Origin of the sequence: Rhodococcus sp. NPDC059179 (assembly GCF_042754885.1) — a bacterium.
Taxonomy (GTDB): Bacteria; Actinomycetota; Actinomycetes; order Mycobacteriales; family Mycobacteriaceae; genus Rhodococcus_G.
In genome coordinates this window covers 940,763-951,616 of record NZ_JBHZBV010000001.1, presented here as the reverse complement: position 1 = coordinate 951,616, position 10,854 = coordinate 940,763, and the positions used below count along the sequence as shown (strand labels likewise).

At 69.5% G+C, this 10,854-nt stretch carries 9 protein-coding genes; 6 read left to right on the top strand and 3 right to left on the bottom strand.

Features of this window, described 5'->3' with window-relative positions; all coding sequences use genetic code 11:
- Positions 1-256 precede the first annotated feature (256 nt).
- Complete coding sequence (locus ACFXMV_RS04400) at positions 257-1,087, top strand: HAD-IB family hydrolase (RefSeq protein WP_378503260.1); 831 nt, start codon at positions 257-259, stop codon at positions 1,085-1,087.
- Positions 1,088-1,564: 477 nt separating this feature from the next.
- On the opposite strand, the gene ACFXMV_RS04395 is transcribed toward ACFXMV_RS04400, so the two are convergent.
- Both ACFXMV_RS04395 and ACFXMV_RS04390 read right to left on the bottom strand, forming a co-directional pair.
- Positions 1,565-2,314, bottom strand: coding sequence for an oxidoreductase (locus tag ACFXMV_RS04395; protein ID WP_378501596.1), 750 nt, complete (start codon positions 2,312-2,314; stop codon positions 1,565-1,567).
- 73 nt (positions 2,315-2,387) lie between these two features.
- Positions 2,388-2,855, bottom strand: coding sequence for a VOC family protein (locus ACFXMV_RS04390; RefSeq protein ID WP_378501597.1), 468 nt, complete (start codon positions 2,853-2,855; stop codon positions 2,388-2,390).
- A gap of 273 nt (positions 2,856-3,128) precedes the next feature.
- On the opposite strand from ACFXMV_RS04390, the gene acs reads away from it, so the two are divergent.
- Both acs and ACFXMV_RS04380 read left to right on the top strand, forming a co-directional pair.
- The gene (gene acs, locus ACFXMV_RS04385) at positions 3,129-5,072 is read left to right on the top strand and encodes an acetate--CoA ligase (RefSeq protein ID WP_378503239.1); all 1,944 of its coding nucleotides are present in this window, start codon (positions 3,129-3,131) and stop codon (positions 5,070-5,072) included.
- A gap of 216 nt (positions 5,073-5,288) precedes the next feature.
- The gene (locus tag ACFXMV_RS04380; RefSeq protein ID WP_378502295.1) at positions 5,289-6,476 is read left to right on the top strand and encodes a trypsin-like peptidase domain-containing protein; all 1,188 of its coding nucleotides are present in this window, start codon (positions 5,289-5,291) and stop codon (positions 6,474-6,476) included.
- Here ACFXMV_RS04380 and ACFXMV_RS04375 read toward each other — a convergent pair.
- Positions 6,473-7,873 carry an MFS transporter gene (locus ACFXMV_RS04375; protein WP_378503240.1) on the bottom strand — a complete coding sequence of 467 codons (1,401 nt, stop codon included), beginning with the start codon at positions 7,871-7,873 and terminating at the stop codon, positions 6,473-6,475. The genes ACFXMV_RS04380 and ACFXMV_RS04375 overlap by 4 nt on opposite strands.
- 206 nt (positions 7,874-8,079) lie before the next feature.
- On the opposite strand from ACFXMV_RS04375, the gene nhaA reads away from it, so the two are divergent.
- Genes nhaA through ACFXMV_RS04360 form a run of 3 tightly spaced genes read left to right on the top strand, consistent with a single transcriptional unit; the run spans position 8,080 to position 10,786 of the window.
- Positions 8,080-9,273 (top strand): Na+/H+ antiporter NhaA, encoded by a 1,194-nt coding sequence (gene nhaA, locus ACFXMV_RS04370; protein WP_378501696.1) that lies wholly within the window; start codon positions 8,080-8,082, stop codon positions 9,271-9,273.
- A gap of 26 nt (positions 9,274-9,299) precedes the next feature.
- Positions 9,300-9,839, top strand: a complete 540-nt coding sequence (locus ACFXMV_RS04365) for a phage holin family protein (RefSeq protein WP_378501695.1) — start codon at positions 9,300-9,302, stop codon at positions 9,837-9,839.
- 23 nt (positions 9,840-9,862) lie between these two features.
- A complete protein-coding gene (locus ACFXMV_RS04360) occupies positions 9,863-10,786 on the top strand; it encodes an alpha/beta fold hydrolase (protein ID WP_378501694.1) in 924 nt (307 codons plus the stop codon).
- Positions 10,787-10,854: the final 68 nt, after the last annotated feature.

The following is a 10,854-nucleotide window of genomic DNA, read 5'->3' as shown; positions in this document are numbered from 1 at the left end:
CCGAATGGGCCAGAAATGGAGGAAGACCCCCGCCAGGGGGGGAGGAGGCGGGGGTCTTCAGAGTTCAGCCCCGGGGGGTCGGGCTGAACACACCCAGATCAAGTCCAGGTGTTTTTGATACTACACCCGCCGCGATCCGAGTTTGCAAATTCAACTTTCCGGTTCGCGATCCGAAAATGAACACTGAGAATCCCGCTCGGATCCCGAGGCGCGGAGCCCGCGGAGCGCCCAGACACCACAGTCACCCGGGGGCTCTATCCTGGATTCTGTGACCGCAGAGGCGAACAGACAGCCCGAGAACGGCCGGGTCGCGGCGTTCTTCGACCTGGACAAGACCATCATCGCAAAGTCGAGCACGCTCGCGTTCAGTAAGCCCTTTTTCGATCAGGGCCTGATCAATCGGCGATCCGTACTCAAGAGCAGTTACGCCCAGTTCCTCTTCCTGCTCGCGGGCGCCGACCACGACCAGATGGAACGGATGCGGACCCACCTGACCAATATGTGCGCGGGCTGGGACGTGGAGCAGGTGCGGGCGGTGGTCGCCGAGACGCTGCACGACATCGTCGATCCGCTCGTGTTCGCCGAGGCGGCCGACCTGATCGCCGACCACAAACTGCGCGGCCACGACGTCATCGTGGTCTCGGCCTCCGGCGAGGAGGTGGTGACGCCGATCGCCGCCGCCCTCGGCGCCGACCACGCCGCCGCCACCCGGATGCAGGTCGAGGACGGGCGGTTCACCGGCGAGGTCGACTTCTACTGCTACGGCGAGGGCAAGGTCGACGCGATCCGCGAGCTCGCGCGGCTACAGAACTATGATCTCGATCGCTGCTTCGCCTACTCGGATTCGATGACCGACCTCCCGATGCTCACCGCGGTCGGCCACCCCACCGCCGTCAACCCGGACCGCGCACTCCGGAAGGAGGCGGCCGGAAATGGTTGGCCCATACTGACTTTCTCCAATCCGGTATCCCTGCGGGCCCGCCTCCAGCCACCCTCGCGGACCACCGTCGCGACGACCGCGGCGGTGGGCATCGGGGCGCTCGCGGCGGGCGTGCTGACGTACGGATTGTTGCGCCGCAGGCGCTGACGGGGCCCGAAGACTGGTATCAATCCAGGTGCGTGTACCCCTTGAAGCGAGTGCGGTCACGGGGTACAAAGGAGTTACGGACGAACGGCAGGCCAGGGTCGACTCGGAAGAGAAGGATCGATCTCCCGGCCGCGAAATCCCAGCACGGACACCAGGCACCCACGCGGAGCCGCAAGCCACTATAAGGGCAGCAGCGTTGTGGGCCTGCGTGACTCGAACATTCGGCAGCGAGGACCTTGCACGAGTTGCAGAGGCGAACTGGCGATGCTTGAGCCCACGCCGAGGCCGGACACACAACCCACCAAGCACGCTTGGTAACCCGGCGGTCCGTGCTAGCGGGCGGCGAAGTCGACGGGAGTCGGCGGCGCCGCTCGCATTGCGCCTGGGGTAGGGACGGGCGGTGCGCCAGTGCCCTTGCCTCTCAGGCGAAGTCCGTCGCATACCCAGCAGAGCACCGGCGCCCCCACCCGATCGGGCTCAGCCCGCCGCCGCGTCCGCGATCGAGGTGGCCTCCCTCGCCCCGGCCTCCATGGCGCCGCAACACAGGATCACCCAGCTGCCGACCCCCTCGGCCGATCCCGATCCGAAGCCCTTCACCCCGTCGCGATATGCCTGCTGCCGACGCAGCCAGCTCACCTCCGGCACCCCGAGGTTGTGGGGGTCCAGTCCGGTAGACGCGGCCACCAGCCGGGACGCAGCCCTGGCGACCACCCCGTCGGCAGTACCGAAGGGGCTCAGCGACAACAACTCCCCGTGCACCACGGCCGCAAGAACCGGCGCGGGCGCCTTCGTTCCCCCCGTCACCAACTGTGCAAGGCCGTCGAGCCGCTCCCCCACGCCGAGGTCCGTGCGTGGGCGACCCAGCGTGGACTCGTCGGTGACCAGGTCCGCCGCGGCGAGCAGGTGCAGCCTGGCCAATGCCTGGAGCGGCGCCCGCTGCCAGGTCTGCACCATGATGGTGAGCGCGTCACCGTCGATGGCCTGCGCCACCCGCAGCGCGCCCGCCAGGATCGGGTCGCCCTCCTCGCCCTCGGCTGGCAGCTCGGTGCTGCCGCCGTCGATGGACGCCGACGCCCGCGCGGCGCGGACGGCCGCCTCGGCCGCGGTCGTCGGCCAACCGCGGCGATTGGTCTTGTGCCGGTGCACCTCGCCGAGCGCGTCGCGCGCCCGGTCGGCGGCCTCGCGCACGCCGGGCAGGTCCAACAGGGGCTGCAGGGGGTCGTTCACGCCGCTCAACGCTACCCGCCGCCGCCACCGGCCCCGCGGCCGAGGAGGCCGACCGAGCCCCCGGTCGGCACGTCTATTCGTCCCCCGCACCCCCGGGTTCGGCCTCCCCGATCGCCACCCTGCCGTTCTCGTGCACCACCAGACCCGGATTGTGCGCGATCTCCCAGCGGTAACCGTCGGGATCGGTGAAGTACCCGCTGTACCCGCCCCACGCCCGCCGGGCGCCTGCGACCAGGACCGCGCCGCCCGCCCGTGCGGCCGTCGCAAGGACCTCGTCCACCTCGTCCGGGCCGGCCACGTTGTGACCGAGGGTGATGGGCGCCCGGCCCTGCTCGCCTGCCGCCTGCGCGGTCGGCCCGGCCTCGCGGACCATCTCGTCCGCCGACCACAGTGAGAGCACCACGCCGTGCCCGATCTGCAGGAACAGCACCTCGCCCGGGACGTACAACGTCGGCGTCCACGCCAGGCCGTCGACGTAGAACGCGTGCGATCGGGCCACGTCGGCGACGCCGAGGGTGATCACGTTCAGTTGTTGCCTCATGCCTCCACCGAACCACCGCGGGCCCTCCCGGTCACCACCTATCCGGCATCTCGCCGCGGCCGTCCGGCGACGGCGCCGACGGACCGACCCACCGGCGGGGCCGTCCGACCCGGTCCGTTCGTCGCCCACCGCGACCATCGGTCGCACGAACACGACCGATCGGCGCAGATCCAGGGGTTGCACACGTCTGCAACGGTGCGCCCGCCGCGACATGTGACTACCCTCACAAAGGCGCGAATAACGCCACAGAATCACGAAAGAGGGCCGGGCGAGATGACCAGTAGCACCGCCGATACCAACGCAGCCGAGCACCCGACGAGCTATCCGCCGAGCGCGGAGTTCGTCGCGGCCGCGAATGCAGGCCAGGAGCTCCAGGCCGCCGCGGACGCCGACCGGCTGGGATTCTGGGCCGACCAGGCTTCGCGCCTGCATTGGCACGAGCCGTGGAGCCAGGTCCTGGACTGGTCCGACGCCCCCGTCGCCAAGTGGTTCGTCGGCGGCAAGCTCAACGTCGCGTACAACTGCGTCGACCGGCACGTCCTCGATGGTCACGGCGACCAGGTCGCCATCCACTGGGAGGGCGAGCCCGGCGACAGCCGCGACGTCACCTACAACGACCTGCTCGCCGAGGTGAGCAGGGCCGCAAACACTTTCACCGATCTCGGCCTCGTGGCCGGCGACCGTGTCGCCATCTACATGCCGATGGTCCCCGAGGCGATCGTCTCCATGCTGGCCTGCGCCCGGCTCGGCCTGACCCATTCCGTGGTCTTCGCCGGCTTCTCCGCGTCGGCGCTGCGGTCCCGGATCGACGACGCCGAGGCCAAGCTGGTCATCACCACCGACGGCCAGTGGCGCCGCGGCCAGGCCGCCCCGCTCAAGACCGCCGTGGACACCGCCGTCGACGGCGCGGCCTCCGTGCGCAACGTGCTGGTGGTCAAGCGCACCGACATCGACGTCGAGTGGACCGATGGCCGTGACCTCTGGTGGCACGAGACGGTGGCCGCGGCCTCGCCCGAGCACGAGGCGCAGGCCTTCGACGCCGAACACCCGCTGTTCATCCTCTACACCTCCGGCACCACGGGTAAGCCCAAGGGCATCATCCACACCACCGGCGGCTACCTCACGCAGGCGTCGTACACCCACCACAACGTGTTCGACCACAAGGCAGGCAAGGACGTCTACTGGTGCACCGCCGACATCGGCTGGGTGACCGGACACTCCTACATCGTCTACGGCCCCCTGTCGAACCGGGCCACCCAGGTGGTCTACGAGGGCACCCCGAACTCCCCCGATGAGCACCGGCACTTCAACATCATCGAAAAGTACGGCGTCAGTATCTATTACACGGCACCGACCCTGGTGCGCACGTTCATGAAGTGGGGCCGCGAGATCCCCGACGCGCACGACCTGACCTCGCTGCGGCTGCTCGGCAGCGTCGGCGAGCCGATCAACCCCGAGGCGTGGCGCTGGTTCCGTGACGTGATCGGCGGCGGTCGCTGCCCGATCGTCGACACCTGGTGGCAGACCGAGACCGGCGCGATCATGATCTCCCCGCTGCCCGGCGTCACCGCCACCAAGCCGGGCTCCGCGATGGCGCCGCTGCCCGGCATCTCCGCGAAGATCGTCGACGACGACGCCAAGCCGCTCGGCGCAGGCGGCAACGGCTACCTGGTGCTCGACGAGCCGTGGCCGGCGATGCTGCGCGGCATCTGGGGCGACATGGAGCGCTTCAAGGACACCTACTGGTCCCGGTACGCCGAGGAGGGTTGGTACTTCGCAGGCGACGGCGCCCGCTACGACGACGACGGCGACCTGTGGGTGCTCGGCCGGGTGGACGACGTCATGAACGTCTCCGGTCACCGGATCTCCACCTCCGAGGTCGAGTCGGCGCTGGTCGGGCACCACAGCGTCGCCGAGGCCGCGGTGGTCGGGGCCGCCGACGAGACCACCGGCCAGGGCATCGTCGCGTTCGTCATCCTGCGAGAGGGGGCGGAGAACACGGGCGACACGCTGATCGCCGAGCTCAAGGTGCAGGTGTCGACGGAGATCAGCCCGATCGCCCGGCCGCGGCAGATCACCATCGTGCCCGAGCTGCCGAAGACGAGGAGCGGCAAGATCATGCGCCGACTGCTCCGCGACGTCGCCGAGGGCCGCGATCTGGGCGACACCTCGACGCTGGTCGACCCCAAGGTGTTCGAGGCGATCCGGGGCAAGTAGCCCTCCACCGCCCCACCATCGACGGTGCCCCCGTGCGGCTCGATCGCGCGGGGGCACCGTCGTCTCCCGTCGCCGGGCCGCCGCCGCGAGCCTTCCCGGCCGTGTCGGATTGGCCTACCATTGGTCCGTCAGCGATGGCCCCAGTCCCACTCATGACGAGTGCCGAGCCGAGTAACGCTCACGGGAGAGCGGGTCCGAGCTCGAACGGAGACCGTCATGCCAGATCTGCGCTGGCGAACGCGATTCGCCGCCCTGCTCGTGCTGCTACTCGCGATGCTCGTCTGCTCCGGCGCCGCCGCACACGGCGAACAGGATTCGCCCGAGCGTCCCGTTCCCGGTCCCGAGCAGCGCGCGGCCGCCGTCGTCGGCCCCTCCGTGGTTCTGGTCAAGGCGGAGGCAAAGGGCTGGGTCCGCTTCCCGGACGGGGAACCGATCAATAAGGATCCCTTCGTAATCAATTGGCGCTGTACTGGATTCGTCGTCAACCCGGACGGCTGGGTCGCCACGGCCGGCCACTGCGCCGAGGGCGGCCGCGAGGTGCTCCTCAAGGCCGCCGTGGCATGGGCCCTGCAGGCGATCCCCACCCTCGATCCCGCCCTCGTGAACGAGACCGCCCAGGCGAACTGGCGGGTCGAGGGCGAGGAACCCGGGTCCACCCCGACCCTGGCCATGTCGGTGGTCCCCGGCGGGGCCGCCGAGGGCGAGGCACTGGGAGCCGAGATCGCCGGCCTGGTGCCACTCACGGAGGGCGACGTCGCGCTGCTCAAGATCCAGCGGGCCGAGCTGCCCGCCGCGGAGTTGCTCACCGACGCGGGCGTCGCCATCGGCACGCCGGTGTTCTCGGTCGGCTTCCCCGGCACCACCGACGCGCCGGCCGAGCCCTCGCAGAGGCCGGTCGTCGCCGGCGGCGAGATCAGCGCACGGAGGGCGACCGGAACCGTTCCCGTCTACCAGACCGACGCGGAGGTGTCGGAGGCCATGAGCGGAGGCCCGACGGTGGACCTCAGCGGCAAGGTGATCGGGGTGAACAGCTTCGGAATCCACGGGCAGACACAGCCGTTCACCTTTGTCGCCCCGGCGCGCGGACTGGTGGACCTGATGAACGAGAAGGGCGTCGCCCCGTCGCTCGGGCCCGCGGACACCGTCTACCGCTCCGGGGTCGAGCACTACTTCGACGGCGACTACACCGCCGCGATAGCCGACTTCGACGAGGTGCTGTCCCTCGCGCCGGAGTACCCGGGGGTGGCCGACCTCCGGACCAGCGCCGAGCAGGAGCGCGAACTGTACGGCGACGTCGACCCGTCCGGCTCGACCCCGAACCGGTACCTGCTCGTTGCGCTGGCCGTGCTGGTCCTGGTCGGGGTCGGCGCCGTGGTGCTGGTCCGCCGGACGAATCGGCCCTAGAGTTCGGCCCCGCGCGGATCGAGCCCGGGCGCGTCGAGCGAGGTGTCCTTGGTCTCGCGCATCACCAGCAACGCGACGAAGGTGAGCGATCCCGCCACGAGCAGGTAGATCCCGACCCAGCCGACCCCGTGCGTGGTCGCGAGCCAGGTCGCGATGAAGGGCGCGACCGCGGCACCGAGAATGCTGGCCGTGTTGTACGCGATGCCTGACCCGGTGTAGCGGACATTGGTCGGGAACAGCTCGGGCAGCACCGCACTCATCGGTCCGAAGGTGAAGCCCATCAACAGCATTCCGACGATGAGGAACGCCAGCATGCGGGCGTCGGTCATCTTGTCCGGGTCCAGGGTAACCGAGAATGTCAGTCCGAAGACCATGATCGCGCCGGTGGCGACGAGCAGGGTCAACCGCCTGCCGTACCGGTCCGCGAGCCAGCCGGTGATCGGCACGCCCGCCGCGAAGAACAGCACGGCAATCAGCTGCAGCACCAGGAATTCGGAGTACTTGAAGCCCAGCCCGGTGCCGCCGGCGGCCACCGTCTTGGCGGTGCCGTAGCTCAGCACCCAGGTCGTCATGATGTAAAAGAGCGTGTACGTCGCGAGCATCACGAAGGTGCCGATGATGAGCTGGCGCCAGCTGGTCTTGAACACCGTCGCGAGCGGCGTCTTGACCTTCTCGCCGCGCTCGACGGCACGCGCGAAGACCGGGGTCTCCTCCAGCTTGAGCCGCACGTACAGGCCGATGATCACCATGATCGCACTGAGCAGGAACGGGATTCGCCAGCCCCAGCTGAGGAACGCACTGTCCAGGTCGGGGTTCGCGTTGTCGTGACCCATGACCAGGGCGATGATCAGGAACAGCCCGTTGGCCAGGAAGAAGCCGATCGGGGCGCCGAGCTGCGGCCACATCGCCGCCCATGCCCGTTTGCCCGGCTTCGCCGTCTCGGTCGCCAGCAGCGCCGCCCCCGACCATTCGCCGCCGAGTCCGAGCCCCTGGCAGAACCGCATCAGGGCCAGCAACGCAGGCGCCAGCAACCCGATCGAGTGGTACGTCGGCAGCAGTCCGATCACGAACGTCGCAATGCCCATGGTGAGCAGCGAGCCGACCAGGGTGGCCTTGCGGCCGATCCGGTCGCCGTAGTGGCCGAACAGGATCGAGCCGAGCGGGCGGGCCACGAACGCGAGCCCGAAGGTGGCCAGCGAGGCCAGCAGGGCGGTGGTGTCGTTGCCCTTGGGGAAGAACAGGTGCGGGAACACCGCCACGGCCGCGGTCGCATAGATGTAGAAGTCGTAGAACTCGATCGAGGTGCCGACCATGCTGGCCACCACGATGCGACTGCGGGGCACCGCGTCTCTCGCGGCAACCGCCTCGTCGACCAACACGTCAGGGGCTTTGCTCATCCGATTCTCCTGCACCAGTTCCACAGAGTGGACATCCGACGTCCAAACCTCAGGAAGCAGATCACTCGGGTCGTTGCGGTGACAAACCATCTCGAGGTGTTTGCGCCGAGCGGTATCAAGATCGCGTTAAGCTGCCATCGGAGCGCCGGGAAGTCTGGTCGGCATGTGGCACACCTGTACGCCCGCGACCTCGGGAGAAACCTGACGTGATCCAACCGCTCCGCTCCGAACTGTCCCGCTATCTGCGCACCGAGACCGTCGGTGGGGCGATCCTGCTGGTGGCGGCCGCCGTCGCGGTGATCTGGGCGAACTCCCCGTGGTCCGACGCGTATGCCGCCCTGCGGGACTGGCAGGTCGGGCCGAGCGCGATCCACCTGAACCTGAGCCTGAACACCTGGGCCCAGGACGGTCTGCTGGCCGTGTTCTTCTTCGTCGCGGGCCTCGAACTCAAGCGCGAACTCGTCGTCGGCGAACTCGCCGACCGTAAGAAGGCGCTGCTGCCGATCATCGCGGCGGTCGGCGGCGTGATCCTGCCCGCGCTGATCGCGCTCGCGGTCGGCTGGGGCACGCCCGGCATCGAGCGGGCCTGGGCGATCCCGGTGGCCACCGACATCGCCTTCGCCCTCGGGGTGCTCGCGCTGACCGGGTCGAGGATCCCGGCCAGCGCCAGGGTGTTCCTGCTCAGCCTCGCGGTCGTCGACGACCTGCTCGCCATCATCATCATCGCCGCGGTATTCACCACCTCGATCGCGATGCTGTGGCTGCTCGGCTCGATCGCCTGCATGGCCGCATACGCGTACGCGCAGCACCGGCGGATCACCACCCCGCTCCTGTACGTCCCGCTGGCGCTTCTCGCCTGGTATTCGATGCACGAGGCGGGCATCCACGCCACCCTCGCAGGCGTCGCCCTCGGCCTGCTGACCAGGGTGCGCAAGGACCCGGGTGAGGCGGAGGCCCCCGCGACCCGGCTCGAGCACCGGATCCAGCCGTTCTCCGCCGGGTTCTGCGTGCCGGTGTTCGCCCTGTTCGCCTCGGGGGTTCCACTGGGCGGCGACGTCCTCCGGTCGATGTTCACCGACCGCATAGCGCTGGCCATCATCCTGGGCCTACTCGTCGGCAAGACGGTCGGCATCTTCGGCGTCTCGTGGCTCGCGGTCCGGCTCGGCATAGCCACCAAGCCGGGAAGCCTCGGCTTCCGCGACATGTTCGCACTGTCGGTGCTCGGCGCGATCGGGTTCACCGTTAGCCTTCTGGTGGCCGAACTCGCGCTCGAAGGAGCCGAGGCGGAGACGGCGAAGGCTGCGGTCCTGTTGACCTCGCTGACGGCGTCGCTGATCGGCTCGGCGCTACTGTTGCGCCGGGGGCGCGTCCATCACGCACGCGCCAACGCGACCGGTTAGAACGACGATCTTGGAGGGGCGCAGACGTGAGCATCCGTGACCGCAACGGCGACAGGTACGACCGGCTGACCGGGGACGGGGTGCCCCACACGATCACCTCGATCCCGCTCACCGACGTCGATGCGCACGCGCCCGGCACCGCCAGCATCGGGAATCTCGTCAAGGACGCGACCGCCCAGGTCTCCACGCTGGTCCGCGCCGAGGTGGCGCTCGCCAAGGCCGAGGTGACCGGTGAGGTCAAGAAGGGCCTGCAGGGCTCGCTGTTCTTCATCCTCGCGCTCACGGTCCTGCTGTTCAGCTCCTTTTTCTTCTTCTTCTTCCTCGCCGAGACCCTGGCCGTGTGGACGCCGCGCTGGCTCGCATTCCTCATCGTCTTCCTGCTGATGGTGGTGGTCACCGCGGTGCTGGCGCTGTTCGGCTACATGCGAGTCCGCAAGCTGCGGGCACCGGAGAAGACCCTCGACTCGCTGCGACAGGCCGCGACGGTGCTGCCGAATGCCGCGGAGTCGAGCTACAAGCACGGCGACTACACGCCCGGCGAATACGCCCGCCGGACCCAGCTCTAGGCAAGAGAGCGCCGCCTTTCCCCGTGACCTACCCCGATCCCTCCACCGTCCGATTCGACGGCCCGTGGCAGCACCGCGACGTGCACGCCAACGGCATCCGCTTCCACGCCGTCGAGACAGGCCCGTCGGATGGCCCCCTCGTCGTGCTACTGCACGGCTTCGCCGACTTCTGGTGGTCCTGGCGGCATCAGCTGACCGCACTCGCCGACGCCGGCTACCGTGCGGTCGCGCTTGACCTACGCGGCTACGGGGACAGCGACAAGCCGCCACGCGGATACGACGGCTGGACCCTGGCCGGTGATGTCGCAGGCCTGATCCGGGCCCTGGGACACACCCAGGCCACGCTCGTCGGGCACGCCGACGGCGGCCTCGTCTGCTGGGCGACGGCGGTGCTGCACCCCCGGCTGGTCAAGTCGATCGCCCTCGTCAGCTCGCCGCACCCCATCGCGCTCAAGCGGTCGGTCCTGGCCGACCGGGCGCAGCGGTCGGCGTGGCTGCCCGCCTTCCTCCGCTGTCAGCTGCCGTGGCGGCCCGAGCGGGTGCTGACCCGGGACGACGGCGCGGAGGTCGAGCGGCTGTTGCGCGGGCGGTCCGGCCCGGAGTGGTCGCAGACCAAGGAGTTCGTTGAGGTCGCCGAGCGGGCCAGGTCCGCGATCCAGATCCCCGGCGCCGCGCACTGCTCGCTTGAGTACCAGCGCTGGGCGTTCCGCAGCCAGTGGCGGCCGGACGGCCGCCGGTTCATGAAGGCGATGAACCAGGTGATGACCATCCCGGTGCTGCAGATCCACGGCGACCAGGACCCCTACGTGCTGGCGACCGCGTTGCGCCGCGACACCAGGTGGGCCCCGGGCCGACGGCTGCACACCGTCGCGGGCGCTGGCCACTTCGCCCACCAGGAGCGTCCGGCCGAGGTGACCGCCGCGCTGACGGAGTTCCTGATGCGCTGACGCACCCGTGCGCGGGGGTGGGGGCCCCACACCCCGCAACCCCGCCCCGGGGGGGCAACCGCCGAAAG

Excerpts from the sequence above, each read along its gene's own strand:
- ACFXMV_RS04390 (WP_378501597.1), bottom strand. The coding sequence starts at position 2,855 with ATGAGGCAACAACTGAACGTGATCACCCTCGGCGTCGCCGACGTGGCC.
- acs (WP_378503239.1), top strand. The coding sequence starts at position 3,129 with ATGACCAGTAGCACCGCCGATACCAACGCAGCCGAGCACCCGACGAGC.
- ACFXMV_RS04380 (WP_378502295.1), top strand. The coding sequence starts at position 5,289 with ATGCCAGATCTGCGCTGGCGAACGCGATTCGCCGCCCTGCTCGTGCTG.
- ACFXMV_RS04375 (WP_378503240.1), bottom strand. The coding sequence starts at position 7,873 with ATGAGCAAAGCCCCTGACGTGTTGGTCGACGAGGCGGTTGCCGCGAGA.